Source organism: Geothrix sp. SG200 (assembly GCF_022808935.1).
Taxonomy (GTDB): domain Bacteria; phylum Acidobacteriota; class Holophagae; order Holophagales; family Holophagaceae; genus Geothrix; species Geothrix alkalitolerans.
Genome location: NZ_JAKZFR010000005.1, coordinates 201,850 through 218,409 on the forward strand (window position 1 = coordinate 201,850; position 16,560 = coordinate 218,409).

Below are 16,560 nucleotides of genomic sequence, written 5' to 3' on the forward strand. Positions count from 1 at the left end.
GAGGCAGGTCGATATGGCGCAGGCGGTTCGTGGAGTGGTCAAGGCAGGACTGATGCTGGGCGCGGCCGCCCTGCCGGCGGCGGCCCAGAGCCTGGCCCTTCCGGCCGCGGATCCCGTGGGCATCGCCCGCAGCGGGGCCCAGGTGGCCTACGGCTACAGCCTGGAGGCGGCCTCCACCAATCCGGCTCTCCTGGCTTCGCTGAAGGAGAAGACAGGTTTCTACGTGGCGGGCGGAATGGAGCTGGCCTCCAGCCAGGAGAGCCTCGAATCGAACCAGAAGACCTGGTACACCTCCGACCGCAACCGCGCCATCGGGGCCTTCGGGCTGTCCATGCGCCTCTCGCCCAAGCTGACCCTCGGGCTCAAGCTCGATGAGCCCTACCTGCGCCACGGCAAGTTCGGCGACGATGCGCCCAGCCGCTTCCTCGGCGATGGCATCGACCTGTCCGCCCACCGCCTGGAAGGCCAGGCCGCCTGGACCCTCAATCCGAACATGTCCATCGGCCTGGGCCTCGGCGTGGCTCGGCTTGGCTACGAATCCAGCAGTGTCATGCGCTTCGGCGTGCCCCTCGATCCCTCCTTGCCCGTCTCGGGCACGAACACGGTCCAGGGTGTGGTGGAGCAGCGGGTGGAACAGAGCGGGAACAAGGTGGTTCCGAGCTACTCGCTGGGGTTCCGCTGGGCCATCAATCCGCGCTGGACCCTGGGCGTCACCCACCAGTCCGGGCTGAAGGGCGACCTCGACATGAGCGCGGGCTACCGGGGCGGCAGCCAGGGACTCTACGCCAACGACGGGCTGAGCGCTCCGCCCCTGGGCACGGGACTGCGTTCCCCCGGCATCCTGTCGGCTTCGACGCCCGTGGCCAGCGGTTCCGGGAGGATGGAACTGCCCTCCCAGACGGCGGTGGGCTTCCGGCACCGCGCCCACCCGATGGTGACCTGGGAGGCGGATCTGCGCTGGACCGCCGCCGGTCTGAGGGTGCCCGATTTCGCCCAGGTGTCCACCCCCTCGGGGATGGTGACGGCCCCGGCGGAGCTGCCCCGCGGCAAGGGCCACTTCGGTCTCAGCGCCTCGGTCGAGGTCGAGCTGGGCAAGTTCTGGACCTTGCGGGGCGGCCTCGCGCTCGATCAGCGCGCCGTGGAGGAATCCATGATCGAGCCCTTGCTGGGCGGAGGCCGGACCGCCGCCTTCTCCGTGGGAGCTGGCTACAAGGCCTGGGGCGGGGAGCTGAGCATCGGCTACCAGTTCCGCCAGAGCGAGGACCTGAGCACGCGGCGCCTGGACGGCGTCTGGAGCTCCTCCGGCTTCCGCTCCACGGGCACCCTCGAGCGGATCGAAGGCATGGGACATCTCATGGCCATCGGGTACCGGAAGACATTCTGACCATGCCCCGGGTGGAGCCCTAGATGCGTTTCCTCGGCCCCCACGCCTGCGAAGAGGCCCTGGCCCGCGGGGAACTGCACACGGCCTGGATCGCCCCGGCGGCCTTCGGGCGGCTGGCCAGGTTCATCGCGGAGGCCCGATCGGCGGGCGTGGTCATCCACCGCGAACCCATGGAGAGCCTGGATCGGCGCAGCCAGGGCCAGCGCCACCAGGGGGTGCTGGGCGAGGGCGGCCCCTTCGCCTACGCCGACTTCGACGAGATCGCCTCCTGTGTCCGGGCCAAGGGCGCGGCCGCGCTGGTGCTGGCGCTGGATGGCGTCACCGACCCCCACAACCTGGGGGCCATCCTGCGTTCAGCCGCTGCGGCCGCCGTGGACGGCGTGATCCTGCCCGAACGGCGCTCCGCGGCCGTGAACGAGACGGTGGTGCGCGCCAGCGCGGGCACGGCGGGCCGCGTGCCCGTGTGCCGCGTGGTGAACCTGGGCCGCGCCCTGGACGGCCTGAAGGAGGCCGGGGCGTGGATCTACGGACTGGCGGCGGGGCCCGGCAGCCGCGACTACCTGCAGGAGCCCTTCGATCGCGCCGCGGTGCTGGTGATGGGCGCCGAGGGCGAGGGGCTGCACCTCAAGATCCGCGAGCGCTGCGACATCCTCCTCCACATCCCCATGCCGGGAGGCATCGAGAGCCTCAACGTCTCCGCCGCCGCGGCGGTGACGCTGTTCCGCGTGCTGGCGCGCCGTGGATAGCCGCGCTCCGAAGTTTTCGCTTGAGGCCCCCATGGGCGCGTGATAGCGTTGGGGTTCCCTGTCAGGAAAGCCCTGCCTCGCAGCGACCCTGACACGGAGCCCCGGTAGGGGTTCCGAGGGGAGGCTTCCCGGGCTTCCCGGAAGCATTGACAAGCCCCGGGAGGGGCGCTGGACACAATGCCGAGATGGCCGAGTGGTTAATGGCAGCAGACTGTAAATCTGCCACGCATCGCGTTACGGAGGTTCGAATCCTTCTCTCGGCACCAGTCCTCTGGATCCCATCCAGATCGCTGGATCCCGCTTTCGGGATTCCACCGCGGGAATAGCTCAGTTGGTAGAGCGTCAGCCTTCCAAGCTGAATGTCGCGGGTTCGAGCCCCGTTTCCCGCTCCACCTCCCCGTCATGCCGGCCCCGCCCGGCCCGACGGCAAGGCCCCCCGCTCCGGCGGGAAGGTTCAAAGCCCACATAGCTCAGCGGTAGAGCACTTCCTTGGTAAGGAAGAGGTCACCGGTTCAAGCCCGGTTGTGGGCTCCACCCTTTGCACATGTTCCCTTCATCATCTTCTCTCCCACCTTCCAGGAGGCATCCGTGGCCAAAGAGAAATTCGATCGTTCCAAGCCCCACGTCAACATCGGCACCATCGGCCACGTGGACCACGGCAAGACGACGCTGACCGCCGCCATCACGTTCGTGCTGGCCAAGAAGTTCGGTGGCGAGACCAAGTCCTACGACCAGATCGACTCCGCGCCCGAAGAGAAGGCCCGCGGGATCACGATCAACACCGCCCACGTCGAGTACCAGACCGAGAAGCGCCACTATGCCCACGTGGACTGCCCCGGTCACGCCGACTACGTGAAGAACATGATCACCGGCGCGGCCCAGATGGACGGCGCCATCCTCGTGGTCGCCGCCACTGACGGCCCCATGCCCCAGACCCGCGAGCACATCCTGCTGGCCCGTCAGGTGGGCGTGCCCTACATCGTGGTCTTCATGAACAAGATCGACATCGCCGACCCCGAGCTCGCCGAGCTGGTGGAGATGGAGATCCGCGACCTGCTGTCCTCCTACCAGTTCCCCGGCGACGAGATCCCCATCATCAAGGGTTCCGCCCGCCTGGCCCTGGATCACGCCGACACCCCCGAGCACCCCGACTGCGCCTGCATCCATGAGCTCATGGCTGCCGTCGATGCCTACATTCCCGATCCCGTCCGCGCCATCGACAAGCCCTTCATCATGCCCGTCGAGGACGTGTTCACCATCACCGGCCGCGGCACCGTGGTGACCGGCCGCATCGAGCAGGGCATCGTGCGGGTGGGCGAGGAAGTCGAGATCGTCGGCCTCAAGGACACCGTCAAGAAGGTCGTCACCGGCGTCGAGATGTTCCGCAAGTCCCTGGACCAGGGCCAGGCTGGCGACAACGCCGGCATCCTGCTCCGCGGCGTGGAGCGCAAGGATGTGGAGCGCGGCCAGGTGCTCGCCAAGCCCGGCAGCATCACTCCCCACACCAAGTTCAACGCCCAGGTGTACGTGCTGACCAAGGAAGAGGGCGGCCGCCACACCCCCTTCTTCAACAAGTACCGTCCCCAGTTCTACTTCCGCACCACCGACGTGACCGGCTCCATCGAGCTCGAGGCTGGCCGCGAAATGGTGATGCCCGGCGACAACGTCACCCTGACGGTCGAGCTGATCCAGCCCATCGCCATGGACAAGGGCCTGAAGTTCGCCATCCGTGAGGGTGGTCGTACGGTGGGCGCCGGCAACGTGGGCGAGATCCTGGCCTAAGGCCAGTCCGCCCTCCGACTCAGGAGGTCACCATGCGCGACATCGTTCACCTGCAGTGCCAGGACTGCAAGCGCAAGAACTACAGCACCACCAAGAACAAGAAGACCACCACGGGCAAGCTTGAATTCAACAAGTTCTGCCGGTTCTGTGGTGGTTACCGGGTCCACCGAGAGGCCAAGTAGGCTCCGGTCCCGAGGGTTCCCGCCCGGCTCACCAGATGCCGGGCGGTCCCACAGGGGAGTAGCTCAGCTGGTAGAGCAGCGGACTCCAAATCCGCAGGTCGCGGGTTCGAACCCTGTCTCCCCTGCCACCTTCCCGGCCCCGGCGAACCCGCCCGGGGCCAGGTTTTTCTCACCGAATCCTTTCCACGGGGTCCATCGTGATTGGTGCCATCAAACAGCAGGCCAGGGATCTGTTCGCAGAGCTCGACCGGGTGGACTGGCCCAGCAAAGAGAAAGTGCTGACCTCCACCTACACGGTGGTGATCATCTCGGTGTTCGTCGGGGCCTATCTGTGGGCGGCGGACTGGGTCTTCTCCAAGGGCTTCGCCTACTTCTTCCTGAAGACCCGCTGAGCCGGAGGCAGCCATGACCGATCTCATGAGCACTCCCCAGGACACGGTGGTTCCCGCCCAGATCCAGGGCCGTGAACTCAAGTGGTTCATCATCCACACCTACTCGGGCTACGAAGCCAAGGTGATGGAGCATCTCCGCCAGCGCATCAAGATGGAAGAGCGCGATGCGAACTTTGGGGACATCCAGATCCCCGAGGAGACCTACGAGGAGATGAAGGTCGACGCCAAGTCCGGCAAGAAGGAGCGCGTCGTCAAGAAGCGCAAGTCCTTCCCCGGCTACCTGCTCGTGCAGATCCAGGTGGAGCGCAAGCCCGACGGCTCCGTGGAGATGGCGGACGCCGACTGGCACCTGGTGCGGAACACGCCCAAGGTGACCAGCTTCGTGGGCGCCAACAAGAAGCGCCCCACGCCCCTGACGGACGAGGAGGTCCGCCAGATCATGCACCACACGGAAGAAACCCAGGAGAAGCCCAAGCCGAAGTACCACTTCGAGCGCGGCGAGAAGGTGCGCATCATCGATGGCCCCTTCGCCAACTTCGAGGGCGACGTGGAGGAAGTCCACGAGGAGCGCTCCACCATCAAGGTCATGGTCACGGTCTTCGGACGGTCCACGCCGGTGGAGCTGGACTTCATCCAGGTGGAGAAAAGGTAGGATCCTCCATTTCCTGAGGACTTTTCGAGGTTCTTCAGGTAGACTTTTACGTCCCGGTCCGTCTGGACCGGGACGTTTTCAACCCGGCTGGGCGATCCGAAGGATCCCCACCCTACAAGGCGGGCGTCGCCGGCATGCGCCGGAATCCCCCGCGGGAGCAATGACATGGCAAAGAAGATCACCGGCTACATCAAGCTGCAGCTGCCCGCGGGCGAGGCCACGCCGGCCCCTCCCGTCGGTCCCGCGCTGGGCCAGCACGGCGTGAACATCATGGAGTTCGTGAAGCAGTTCAACGCGAAGTCCGTGGGCGCGGTGGAGAAGGGCACCACCCTCCCGGTCGTCATCACCGTCTACGCCGACCGCAGCTTCAGCTTCATCCTCAAGACCCCGCCCGCCGCGGTGCTGATCAAGAAGAAGATCGGCCTGGACAAGGGTAGCCCCACGCCCAACAAGCAGAAGGTCGGCAAGATCACCAAGGCGCAACTCGCCGAGATCGCCAAGGTGAAGATGCCCGACCTCACCGCCGGCAGCCTCGAGGCCGCCGTCCGTTCCATCGCCGGCTCCGCGCGCTCCATGGGCGTCGAAGTCATCGATTGATTTTTTCGCGTGGGTCCCAAGCCCACGCGAGCGTTTCGATTCACCTGTTGGAGAACTGCGTCGTGCAGTGATCCCGGCCACCGCGACCGTCATCGCGGGAGATCGTTCGAGTAGGAGCCAATATGGCAAAACCTGGAAAGAAGTACCGGGCTGCCGCGGCCAAGATCGAAGATCGCCCCTACGAGCTCAAGGATGCGCTCACCGTCGTGAAGGACACGGCCTACGCCAAGTTCGACGAGACGGTTGAAGTGCACATGCGGCTCGGCGTGGATCCCCGCCACGCGGACCAGATGGTCCGCGGCACCATCGTCCTGCCCCACGGAACGGGCAAGACGATGCGCGTGGCGGTGATCGCGGGTGGCGAGAAGATCAAGGAAGCGGAAGCGGCGGGCGCCGAGATCGTGGGCGGGGACGAGCTGGTCGAGAAGATCGCCGGCGGATTCCTCGACTTCGATGCCCTGGTTGCGACCCCCGACATGATGAAGGGCGTCGGCCGTCTCGGTAAGGTGCTGGGCCCCCGTGGCCTCATGCCCAACCCCAAGACCGGCACCGTGACCTTCAACGTGGCCCAGGCCATCAAGGAGATCAAGGCCGGCAAGGTGGAGTACCGCGTCGACAAGACCGGCATCATCCACGCGCCCGTGGGCAAGCTCTCCTTCGGCGTCGAGAAGCTGGAAGAGAACGCCAAGGCGCTCATCGATGCCGTGAACAAGGCCAAGCCCGCCACGGCGAAGGGCAAGTACGTGAAGACGATGTATATCGCCTCCACGATGGGCCCCTCGGTCACCCTCAACACCACAAGCGTTGAGAAGTAGGAGGCCGACCATGGAAAAGAACCAGAAGATCGCTGAAGTCGCCGAGCTCAAGGAGACCTTCGCCACGGCCACCTCGGCCGTCGTGATCGAATTCAAGGGCCTCGGGGTCGAGAAGGACACCGCGTTCCGCAAGAACATCCGCGAGAGCAAGGGTCACTACCGCGTCGGCAAGAACACGCTGCTCCGCCTGGCCGTGAAGGACACCACCTTCGAGGGCCTCGGCGGTTCCTTCAAGGGCAACAGCGCCGTGGCCACCACCAAGGACGACGTCGTCGCCCTGGCCAAGGCCATCAACGGCTTCCTGAAGGACAACCCGGCTGCCACCTTCAAGGCCGGCATCATGGACGGCAAGGCCATCAACGCCGCCCAGCTGCAGACCCTGGCCGAGCTGCCGAGCCGCGATGTGCTCATCGCCAAGCTGCTCTATCTCATGCAGTACCCCATCTCCGGTCTGGCGGTCGCCCTCGATGGCATCCGCAAGCAGAAGGCCGGCGAGTAGTTCCCAACCCCGAATCCAAAACCTTTCATCGCATGTAGGAGGCCATCATGGCTCTCACCGCCGACCAGCTCATCGCTGAGATCGAAACCATGACCGTCCTTGACCTGGCGAACCTGGTCAAGGCCCTCGAGGAGCGCTTCGGCGTCTCCGCCGCCGCCATGGCCGCTCCCGCCGCCGGCGGGGCCGCCCCGGCCGCCGCTGCCGAAGAGCAGACGGAATTCAACGTCATCCTGGCTGACGCCGGCGCCAACAAGCTGAACGTCATCAAGGCCGTCCGCGAGATCGTCGCCGGCCTGGGCCTGAAGGAGGCCAAGGACCTCGTTGACGGCGCCCCCAAGCCCGTCAAGGAAGGCGTGGCCAAGGACGAGGCTCAGAAGATCAAGGAAAAGCTCGAAGCCGCTGGCGCCAAGGTCGAGATCAAGTAGTTCCTTTTCCTGCACTAACGCAAAGCGTGGGGTGCCTCCTGCACCTTGCGCTTTGCGGTTTTGTCTGGACATGGTACGATTATTCCTTCCGCCCGGCCCCTCGGGCGGTCCCGCCACCTTCAAAGGCCCCTGGTTGCGAAACGCCTTCCGCCGCAGCGCCAATCACCTTGCTGGGCCGCTCCCTCCACCGATGGGTGGCGGGGTGGCCTTCGGTGCGTGTGCCTGCCTGATCCGCGTCGCCGACTTCTGAATCCCTTCCCCGGGGCCGCGGCTCCGGGGGCATCGCCGTCTTTGCTCAAGGCCCGCGACACCGCCCCACTGCGTCGCGCGCCGTTCATCGAAGGTTCCGCCAACTTCATCTGGAGCGAACCATGAGTGTTCAGCAGAACATCTACCGCCAGCGCCACAACTTCTCGAAGATCCGGTCCCTGGTCCCCATCCCGAACCTGATCGACATCCAGAAGCGGAGCTACGACGAGTTCCTCCAGATGAACCTGCTCCACAGCGAGCGGGAATCCCGCGGCCTCAAGGCCGTGTTCGAGTCGATGTTCCCCGTGCACAACGGCAAGAACCCCGATGGCACCGACGCCACCCTCGAAGTCGAGTTCCTCGACTACACCGTGGGCCACTGGGCCTGCAAGTGCGAGAAGTACCTGGGCCTGGAGCATCTCCGCACGAGCTGCAAGCAGTGCGGGCACAGCATCGTGTCGGACCACCCGAAGGATCCCACGGTGGACTGCCCCAAGTGCGGCACCCGCAACAAGAACGCCGCGACCATCTGTGACGTGTGCCAGGAGCCCGTCTCGATGAAGCAGAAGATGGGCATGGACGAGTGCGTCGAGCGCGGCGCCACCATGGCCGCCCCCCTGAAGATCCGCGTGCGTCTCAACCAGTTCGACAAGGACGACAAGGGCAACCGGCGCTTCAAGCAGAGCCAGGATTCGGAAGTCTACTTCGGCGACCTGCCGATCATGACCGACCGCGGCACCTTCATCATCAATGGCACCGAGCGCGTGATCGTGAGCCAGCTGCACCGCAGCCCCGGCGTCTTCTTCAGCATCGCGCCGGACAAGAGCCTCTACAGCTCCCAGATCATCCCCTACCGCGGTTCCTGGATCGAGTTCGAGCTCGACTCCAAGGGCCTGCTCTACGCTCGCATCGACCGCAAGCGCAAGTTCCTCGGCGCCACCTTCATGCGCGCCCTGGGCCTGTTCAGCGAGGATCTCGGCTCCAACGAGACCATGCTCCGCCACTTCTACGCCCCCGCCACCTTCTTCCTCAAGAAGGGCAAGCTGAGCGTGGCCGTGAGCGAGCTGCTGGTGGGCCGCAAGCTCGGCGAGGCGGTGAAGCACCCCAAGACGAAGGAAGAGATCCTCGCCAAGGACAAGAAGATCACCCGCCGCGTCCTAGAACAGATGGAGAAGGCGGGCATCAAGGACGTGCCCGTGGAGCGCGAGATGCTCGACGGCGCCGTGCTGCTGCAGGACATCGTGAACATGGGCACCGGCGAAGTGCTCATGGAGGCCAACGAGCCCTTCCTCCAGACCCACCTGGAGATGTTCCTGGCCAACGACGTGCAGTCCTTCGACGTCTGCTTCCCCGAGGCCGACCTCACCGGCAAGATCTTCTCCGAGACCCTGGCCAAGGACCACACCGAGGACAGCGAGGAAGCCGCCAAGGAGCTCTTCAAGAAGATCCGGCCCGGCGAGCCCGCCACGCTGGAATCCAGCAAGAAGCTGCTCTACGGCATGTTCTTCGACCCCCAGAAGTACGACCTCAGCAAGGTGGGCCGCCACAAGATCAACGCCAAGCTGGGCCTCAGCACCGACCTGGACTTCCGCACCCTGGGCACGGACGACTTCGTCTCGACCGTCCACTACCTCCTGCGCCTGAAGAAGTACGACACCACCCGCCAGGACATCGGCGAGATCGCCCCCGTGCGCGCCGACGACATCGACCACCTGGGCAACCGCCGTGTGCGGTCCGTGGGCGAGCTGCTGGAGAACGGCTTCCGCGTGGGCCTGGTGCGCGTGCAGCGCGCCATCAAGGAGAAGTTCAGCATCGCGCAGGATCCCAACAGCCCCCTGCAGGCGCACGACCTGATCAACAGCAAGCCCGTCATCGCGGCCATGAAGGAGTTCTTCGGCAGCAGCCAGCTCTCCCAGTTCATGGACCAGACCAACCCGCTGTCCGAGATCACCCACAAGCGTCGCCTCTCGGCCCTCGGACCGGGCGGCCTCAGCCGCGACCGCGCGGGCTTCGAGGTGCGCGACGTGCACACCTCCCACTACGGCCGCATCTGCCCCATCGAGACGCCTGAAGGTCCGAACATCGGCCTCATCAGCTCGCTCTCCTGCTATGCCCGCATCAATGAGTTCGGCTTCATCGAGAGCCCCTACCTGAAGGTGGAGAACGGCCGCATCGTCCACTTCGCCAAGGTCACCAGCGTGGGCGACTCCAAGTTCGGCTACATGGACGTGGTCCGCCTGGAGGACCTGGAAGCCGAGAACAAGAAGCTGACCAAGGCCGGCAAGCGCGCCGCCAAGTTCGAGATGCATGCCTTCTACCTCTCCGCCTGGGAGGAGGACGAGCACGTCATCGCGCAGGCCAACGTCCCCGTGGACGCCGATGGCGCCATCCTCGACGAGGACGTGACGGTCCGTGTCGCCGGTGAGACCAAGATCGTCGCCCGCGACAAGGTCACGCTCATGGACGTGAGCCCCAAGCAGGTGGTCTCCGTCGCCGCCAGCCTCATCCCCTTCCTCGAGAACGACGACGCCAACCGGGCCCTCATGGGCGCCAACATGCAGCGCCAGGCCGTGCCGCTCATCCGCACCGAGGCCCCCATCGTGGGCACCGGCATGGAGTACGTGGCCGCCAAGGATTCCGGCGCCTGCGTGGTCTGCCGCCGCTCCGGCATCGTGGAGACCGTGGACGCCAACCGTATCGTGGTGCGTGTTGAGGATGACCCCGAGACCGAAGGCATCGAGTCCGGGGTGGACATCTACACCCTGGTGAAGTTCGCCCGCAGCAACCAGAACACCTGCCTCAACCAGATGCCCCTCGTGAAGAAGGGCGAGTACGTCACCGAGGGCCAGATCCTGGCCGACGGTCCCTGCACCGACCACGGCGAGCTGGCCCTGGGCCGCAACCTGGTCGTGGCCTACATGCCCTGGCGCGGCTACAACTTCGAGGACGCGATCCTGATCTCCGAGCGCGTGGTGAAGGAAGACCTCTACACCACCATCCACATCGAGGAGTTCGAGGTCCACGCACGCGACACCAAGCTGGGCCCCGAAGAGATCACCCGCGACATCCCCCAGGTGCGCGAGGAGGCCCTCAAGAACCTCGACGAGTCGGGCATCATCCGCACCGGCGCCACCGTGCGCCACGGCGACATCCTGGTGGGCAAGGTCACGCCCAAGGGCGAGACCATCCTCAGCCCCGAGGAGAAGCTGCTCCGCGCCATCTTCGGCGAGAAGGCCAGCGACGTGAAGGACGCCAGCCTCACGGTGCCCCCGGGCATCGAGGGCACCGTGGTGGACATCAAGGTGTTCACCCGCAAGGGCCAGGAGAAGGACCTCCGCACCCAGCAGATCGAGCGCGACCAGATCGCCAAGTGGGAGAAGGACCTCTCCGACGAGGAGCGCATCATCCGCGCCGAGGCCAAGAAGAAGATCGTGGCCCTGCTGAAGGGCAAGGAGCTCTCCGAGACCCTCACGGACGACAAGGGCCAGAAGGAGCTGCTGCCCAAGGGCAAGAAGCTCACCCAGAACATGCTCGAGGCCGTGCCCTACCACCGCTTCCGGCAGATCTCCGTGGCCGCCGGCAAGAGCCGCATCGAGACCGAGGTGCTGGACATCCTCGACAAGACCGAGAGCCAGCTCAAGGTCCTGCGCAACATCCTCGACGAGCGCATGGAGCGCCTGCTCAAGGGCGACGAGCTGATGCCGGGCGTCCTCAAGACCGTGAAGTGCTACGTGGCCGTGAAGCGCAAGCTGCAGGTCGGCGACAAGATGGCCGGTCGCCACGGCAACAAGGGTGTGGTCAGCCGCATCCTCCCCGTGGAGGACATGCCCTACCTGCCCGATGGCCGCCCGGTGGACATCGTGCTGAACCCCCTCGGCGTGCCTTCCCGTATGAACATCGGCCAGGTGCTCGAGTGCCACCTCGGCTGGGCCGGCAAGACCCTCGGCGTCCACTTCTCCACGCCCGTCTTCGACGGCGCCCGCGAGGCGGACATCAAGGGCTTCCTCACCCAGGCCTGGGAGAAGAACGGCAAGCTGGGGCCGGACATTTCCGGCAAGACCATGCTGTTCGACGGCATGACCGGCGAGGCCTTTGAGCAGCCCGTGAACGTGGGCTGCGTCTACATGCTCAAGCTGCACCACCTGGTGGACAACAAAATCCACGCCCGGAGCATCGGGCCCTACAGCCTCATCACCCAGCAGCCCCTCGGCGGCAAGGCCCAGTTCGGCGGCCAGCGCTTCGGCGAGATGGAAGTGTGGGCGCTCGAGGCCTACGGCGCCGCCCACGTGCTGCAGGAGCTGCTCACCTACAAGTCCGACGACATGCACGGCCGCACCCAGATCTACCAGGCCATCATCAAGGGCGAGACCATCAAGGATCCCGGCCTCCCCGAGAGCTTCAACGTCGTGAAGAAGGAACTCAACGCGCTGTGCATCGATGTCGAGATGCTCACCCGCGAGGAGTTGGATCCAGGCCTGACGGAAGAGGAACCCGCAGTCTTCACCATCGAAGGCTGATCTCCTTCCGCATCCGTTCCCGACGAATCCTGAGAGGTCCACATGTATCCTGAGCAGCAGAACATCAACGCCTACGAGTGCATCCGGGTGTCCCTGGCCAGCCCGGACAAGATGCGCTCCTGGTCCAAGGGCGAGGTCACCAAGCCCGAGACCATCAACTACCGCAGCCTGAAGCCCGAGCGCGACGGCCTCTTCTGCGCCCGCATCTTCGGGCCCGTCAACGACTGGGAATGCCTCTGCGGCAAGTACAAGCGGCAGAAGTTCAAAGGCGTCACCTGCGACAAGTGCGGCGTCGAAGTCACCAAGAAGTCCGTGCGCCGCGAGCGCATGGGCCACATCGCGCTGGCCAGCCCGGTCAGCCACGTGTGGTTCTTCAAGGGCGTGCCCAGCCGCATCGGCTACCTGCTGGACATCCCCCTGAAGGATCTTGAGCGCGTGCTCTACTTCGAGGCCTACGCCGTCACCGAGTCCGGCGGCACCGGCATGAAGGAAGGCGAGATCCTCAACGAGGACAAGTTCCGCGAGGCCCGCAGCCTCCACGGCGAGGGCTTCAAGGCCCAGATGGGCGCCGAGGCCATCAAGGAGCTGCTCAAGCAGGTGGATATCGAGGCGCTGACCATCGAGCTCCGCGACCTCATGAAGAAGGAGACCTCCAGCCAGAAGCGCAGCAAGATCGCCAAGCGCCTCAAGGTGGCGGAGTCCTTCCACCGCTCCGGCAACAAGCCCGAGTGGATGATCCTCGACGTGGTGCCCGTGCTGCCCCCCGAGCTGCGCCCCCTGGTGCCCCTCGACGGCGGCCGCTTCGCCACTTCCGACCTGAACGACCTCTACCGTCGCGTCATCAACCGCAACAACCGCCTCAAGAAGCTGCTAGAGCTCAAGGCCCCCGACGTCATCGTGCGCAACGAGAAGCGCATGCTGCAGGAGGCCGTGGACGCCCTCTTCGAGAACGGGAAGCGCGGCCGCCTCCTGCGCGGCGTCAGCAACCGCCCCCTGAAGTCCCTCAGCGACGCCCTCAAAGGCAAGCAGGGCCGGTTCCGCCAGAACCTGCTCGGCAAGCGCGTGGACTACTCGGGCCGCTCCGTCATCGTGGTGGGCCCCGACCTCAAGCTGCACCAGTGCGGCCTGCCCAAGAAGATGGCGCTCGAGCTCTTCAAGCCCTTCATCTTCAACCGGCTCGAGCACAAGGGCTTCGCCGCCACCATCCGCCAGGCCAAGGAGATGGTGGAAGAGGGCCGTCCCGAGGTGTGGGACGTGCTGGAAGAGGTCATCAAGGACCACCCGGTCCTGCTGAACCGCGCCCCGACCCTCCACCGCCTCGGCATCCAGGCCTTCCAGCCCGTGCTGGTGGAAGGCAAGGCCATCCGCCTGCATCCGCTGGTCTGCACCGCCTTCAACGCCGACTTCGACGGCGACCAGATGGCCGTGCACGTGCCCCTCAGCCCCATGGCCCAGATCGAGGCCAAGGTGCTGATGATGTCCACCCAGAACATCCTCAACCCCGCCAACGGCCGCCCCAACGTGGTGCCCAGCCAGGACATCGTGCTCGGCGGCTACTACCTCACCAAGAAGCGCACCGGCCGCAAGGGCGAGGGCATGGTCTTCAGCAGCGTCAACGACGTGGTTGCGGCCCACTATGCCGGCGTCGTGGACACCCACGCCATCATCCAGCTGCGCTACACCGGCGAGTGGGTGGACACCGAGGCCTGGCACGCGAAGGACCCCAAGAAGAACTCCGAGCAGGAAGTCTTCGAGGCGCCCGCCGAGACCGTGAAGAACCAGCTCAAGACCACCACCGTGGGCCGCGTGCTCTTCAACCGCGCCCTGCCCGCCGAGCTGCCCTTCATCAACGGCCTGCTCAAGAAGGAGGGCCTGCTCTCCCTCGTGAACCGCGCCTACAAGCTGAATGGCCCCGAGGTCACCATCCGCATGCTGGACGCCATGAAGGACACCGGCTTCCAGTGGGCCATGCGCGCCGGCGTGTCCGTGGGCATCGACGACCTGGTCGTGCCTGACACCAAGGGCAAGCTCCTCAAGAGCGCCACCGAGGACGTCCGCGCCATCGAGAAGGAGGCCTACGAGGGCCGCCTCGACTCCTCCACGCGCTACAACCGCATCCTGGAAGTCTGGTCCAAGACCAGCGATCAGGTGGCCAGCGACATGATGAAGGAGCTGGAGAAGCGGAACGAGAACGACACGTTCCTCAACTCCATCTACATCCTCGCCGACTCCGGCGCCCGCGGCTCCAAGACGCAGATTCGCCAGGTGGCCGGCATGCGCGGCCTCATGGCCAAGCCCAGCGGCGACATCATCGAGACGCCCATCACCGCGAACTTCAAGGAAGGCCTCTCGGTGCTGCAGTACTTCATCTCGACCCACGGTGCTCGCAAGGGCCTCGCGGACACCGCGCTGAAGACGGCCGACTCCGGCTACCTCACCCGCAAGCTGGTGGACGTGGCGCAGGACGTCATCGTCAACGAGGACGACTGCGAGACCCTGGGCGGCATCGAGGTGGAGGCCATCGTCAACAGCGACGGCACCATCCGCTCCCGCCTGCGCGACCGCATCATGGGCCGCGTCTGCCTCGAGGACATCGTCGATCCCTACGATCCGTCCATCGTGCGGGCCCCCGCGGGCACCCTCATCTCCGAGGAGCTGGCGTTCAAGATCGAGACCAGCGGCATCGCCAAGGTCAAGATCCGCTCCGCCCTCACCTGCGAGGCCCGGCGCGGCATCTGCGCCAAGTGCTACGGCCTGAACCTGAGCACCGGCCGCCTGGTGGATCTCGGCGAGGCCGTGGGCGTCATCGCCGCCCAGTCCATCGGCGAACCCGGCACCCAGCTCACCATGCGCACCTTCCACGTGGGCGGCGCCGCGAGCCGAACCTCTGAGAAGAGCACCCACGAGGCCCAGATCGCCGGCATCGTGAAGTACGAAGGCCTCCAGGGCAAGACCGTGGTCAACCGCAAGGGCGAGACCGTGGCCCTCACCCGCAACGGCTACCTCCTGGTGACCGACGCGGACGGCAACGAGCGCGAGCGCTACAAGATCACCTCCGGCGCTATCCTCAAGGTCAAGGACAAGGAGGCCGTCGAGCCCCGTACCGTCCTCGCCGAGTGGGATCCCTACAACGACGTGCTCCTCACCGAAGTGGGCGGCGTCGCGGACTTCAAGGAATTCGAAGTCAACGTCTCCTACCAGGAAGAGAAGGACCCGATCTCCGGGAACTTCCGCAAGAAGGTCATCGATCCCACCGATGACAAGATCCACCCCCACATCAACGTGAAGGGGGACAACCACAAGGTCCTCAAGCGCTACAACATCCCCACCGGCGCCTACATCGAGGTGGAGGAGGGCCAGGAGCTGCTGCCCGGCGACGTCATCGCCAAGACCAGCCGCCAGCAGGCCAAGACCAGCGACATCACGGGCGGCCTGCCGCGCGTCACCGAGCTGTTCGAGGGCCGCAAGCCCAAGGAACCCGCCATCATCAGCGAAGTCTCCGGCATCGCGAAGTACGGCAACCGCGTCCGTGGCAACCAGAAGGTCATCGTCGAGGCCGAATCCGGGGAGAAGGGCGAGTACCTCATTCCCCGCGGCAAGCACATCCAGGTGCAGGACGGTGACGAGATCCGCGCCGGCGAGAAGCTCACCGAGGGCGCCGTCAGCCCCCACGATCTGCTCAAGGTCCAGGGCGACCGCGCCCTCCAGGCCTTCCTCGTCAACGAGGTGCAGGAGGTCTACCGCGCCCAGGGCGTGGTGATCAACGACAAGCACATCGAGGTGATCATCCGCCAGATGATGCGCTGGGTCCTCATCACCGACGTGGGCGACACCCCGCTCATCGTCGAGGAGAAGGTGGACAAGCACCGCTTCAAGGAGATCAACGAGCAGGTCATGAAGGAGGGCGGCCAGCCCGCCACCTGCGAGCCCCTGCTGCTCGGCATCACCAAGGCCGCGCTGACCTCCGAGAGCTTCATCTCCGCCGCCAGCTTCCAGGAGACCACCCGCGTCCTCACCGAGGCCGCCCTGGAAGGCCGCGTGGACTACCTCCGCGGCCTCAAGGAGAACGTCATCCTGGGCCGGCTCATCCCCGCCGGCACCGGCATGGCCCACTACCGCAACCTGGAGATCGAGGAGGGCGAGTACCCCGAGCCCACCCCCAACGAGTTCCAGGGCGGCGAGGACTTCGACGACGAATACGCCCGCATGGCCCAGCACGTCGAGGAGCTCCAGGGCATGACCGAGATCGACGGCGAAGACCTGTAGCCGCAATCTTCACAGCACCGGCAAGGGCGGGAGCGATCCTGCCCTTTGTTTTGT

General features: G+C 65.7%; 12 protein-coding genes and 4 tRNA genes. All 16 read left to right on the forward strand.

Going from position 1 to position 16,560, the window contains the following annotated elements; all coding sequences use genetic code 11:
* Positions 1–13 precede the first annotated feature (13 nt).
* Positions 14–1,384, forward strand: coding sequence for an outer membrane protein transport protein (locus tag ML539_RS11660; RefSeq protein ID WP_279341626.1), 1,371 nt, complete (start codon positions 14–16; stop codon positions 1,382–1,384).
* A 23-nt stretch (positions 1,385–1,407) separates the two neighbouring features.
* Complete coding sequence (gene rlmB, locus ML539_RS11665) at positions 1,408–2,130, forward strand: 23S rRNA (guanosine(2251)-2'-O)-methyltransferase RlmB (RefSeq protein WP_243324050.1); 723 nt, start codon at positions 1,408–1,410, stop codon at positions 2,128–2,130.
* 179 nt (positions 2,131–2,309) lie between these two features.
* Positions 2,310–2,396: transfer RNA gene (locus ML539_RS11670), tRNA-Tyr, on the forward strand.
* Between the two features lie 50 nt (positions 2,397–2,446).
* A tRNA-Gly gene (locus ML539_RS11675) sits at positions 2,447–2,522 on the forward strand.
* 67 nt (positions 2,523–2,589) lie between these two features.
* A tRNA-Thr gene (locus ML539_RS11680) sits at positions 2,590–2,664 on the forward strand.
* A 54-nt stretch (positions 2,665–2,718) separates the two neighbouring features.
* The gene (gene tuf / locus ML539_RS11685; RefSeq protein ID WP_243288287.1) at positions 2,719–3,912 is read left to right on the forward strand and encodes an elongation factor Tu; all 1,194 of its coding nucleotides are present in this window, start codon (positions 2,719–2,721) and stop codon (positions 3,910–3,912) included.
* A 32-nt stretch (positions 3,913–3,944) separates the two neighbouring features.
* A complete protein-coding gene (gene rpmG, locus ML539_RS11690; protein WP_026853109.1) occupies positions 3,945–4,094 on the forward strand; it encodes a 50S ribosomal protein L33 in 150 nt (49 codons plus the stop codon).
* A gap of 52 nt (positions 4,095–4,146) precedes the next feature.
* A tRNA-Trp gene (locus ML539_RS11695) sits at positions 4,147–4,222 on the forward strand.
* A gap of 69 nt (positions 4,223–4,291) precedes the next feature.
* Positions 4,292–4,486, forward strand: a complete 195-nt coding sequence (gene secE, locus ML539_RS11700) for a preprotein translocase subunit SecE (RefSeq protein WP_243324053.1) — start codon at positions 4,292–4,294, stop codon at positions 4,484–4,486.
* A 25-nt stretch (positions 4,487–4,511) separates the two neighbouring features.
* A complete protein-coding gene (gene nusG / locus ML539_RS11705) occupies positions 4,512–5,138 on the forward strand; it encodes a transcription termination/antitermination protein NusG (protein ID WP_347710764.1) in 627 nt (208 codons plus the stop codon).
* A gap of 165 nt (positions 5,139–5,303) precedes the next feature.
* Positions 5,304–5,735, forward strand: coding sequence for a 50S ribosomal protein L11 (gene rplK, locus ML539_RS11710; RefSeq protein ID WP_243295638.1), 432 nt, complete (start codon positions 5,304–5,306; stop codon positions 5,733–5,735).
* A gap of 122 nt (positions 5,736–5,857) precedes the next feature.
* A complete protein-coding gene (gene rplA, locus ML539_RS11715; protein ID WP_243288284.1) occupies positions 5,858–6,550 on the forward strand; it encodes a 50S ribosomal protein L1 in 693 nt (230 codons plus the stop codon).
* Between the two features lie 10 nt (positions 6,551–6,560).
* Entirely contained in the window at positions 6,561–7,049 is a 489-nt protein-coding gene (gene rplJ, locus ML539_RS11720) for a 50S ribosomal protein L10 (protein ID WP_243295639.1), read from the forward strand.
* A gap of 47 nt (positions 7,050–7,096) precedes the next feature.
* Positions 7,097–7,474 carry a 50S ribosomal protein L7/L12 gene (gene rplL, locus ML539_RS11725; protein ID WP_243288282.1) on the forward strand — a complete coding sequence of 126 codons (378 nt, stop codon included), beginning with the start codon at positions 7,097–7,099 and terminating at the stop codon, positions 7,472–7,474.
* 371 nt (positions 7,475–7,845) lie between these two features.
* On the forward strand, positions 7,846–12,240 hold the full coding sequence (gene rpoB / locus ML539_RS11730) for a DNA-directed RNA polymerase subunit beta (protein WP_243324057.1): 4,395 nt from the start codon (positions 7,846–7,848) through the stop codon (positions 12,238–12,240).
* Positions 12,241–12,282: 42 nt separating this feature from the next.
* Positions 12,283–16,506 carry a DNA-directed RNA polymerase subunit beta' gene (gene rpoC / locus ML539_RS11735; RefSeq protein WP_243324059.1) on the forward strand — a complete coding sequence of 1,408 codons (4,224 nt, stop codon included), beginning with the start codon at positions 12,283–12,285 and terminating at the stop codon, positions 16,504–16,506.
* Positions 16,507–16,560 lie beyond the last annotated feature (54 nt).

Coding starts and splice junctions, on each gene's coding strand:
- rpoB (WP_243324057.1), top strand. CDS start 7,846: ATGAGTGTTCAGCAGAACATCTACCGCCAGCGCCACAACTTCTCGAAG.
- ML539_RS11660 (WP_279341626.1), top strand. CDS start 14: ATGGCGCAGGCGGTTCGTGGAGTGGTCAAGGCAGGACTGATGCTGGGC.
- rpmG (WP_026853109.1), top strand. CDS start 3,945: ATGCGCGACATCGTTCACCTGCAGTGCCAGGACTGCAAGCGCAAGAAC.
- rpoC (WP_243324059.1), top strand. CDS start 12,283: ATGTATCCTGAGCAGCAGAACATCAACGCCTACGAGTGCATCCGGGTG.
- rplL (WP_243288282.1), top strand. CDS start 7,097: ATGGCTCTCACCGCCGACCAGCTCATCGCTGAGATCGAAACCATGACC.
- rplK (WP_243295638.1), top strand. CDS start 5,304: ATGGCAAAGAAGATCACCGGCTACATCAAGCTGCAGCTGCCCGCGGGC.
- nusG (WP_347710764.1), top strand. CDS start 4,512: ATGAGCACTCCCCAGGACACGGTGGTTCCCGCCCAGATCCAGGGCCGT.
- rlmB (WP_243324050.1), top strand. CDS start 1,408: ATGCGTTTCCTCGGCCCCCACGCCTGCGAAGAGGCCCTGGCCCGCGGG.
- rplJ (WP_243295639.1), top strand. CDS start 6,561: ATGGAAAAGAACCAGAAGATCGCTGAAGTCGCCGAGCTCAAGGAGACC.
- rplA (WP_243288284.1), top strand. CDS start 5,858: ATGGCAAAACCTGGAAAGAAGTACCGGGCTGCCGCGGCCAAGATCGAA.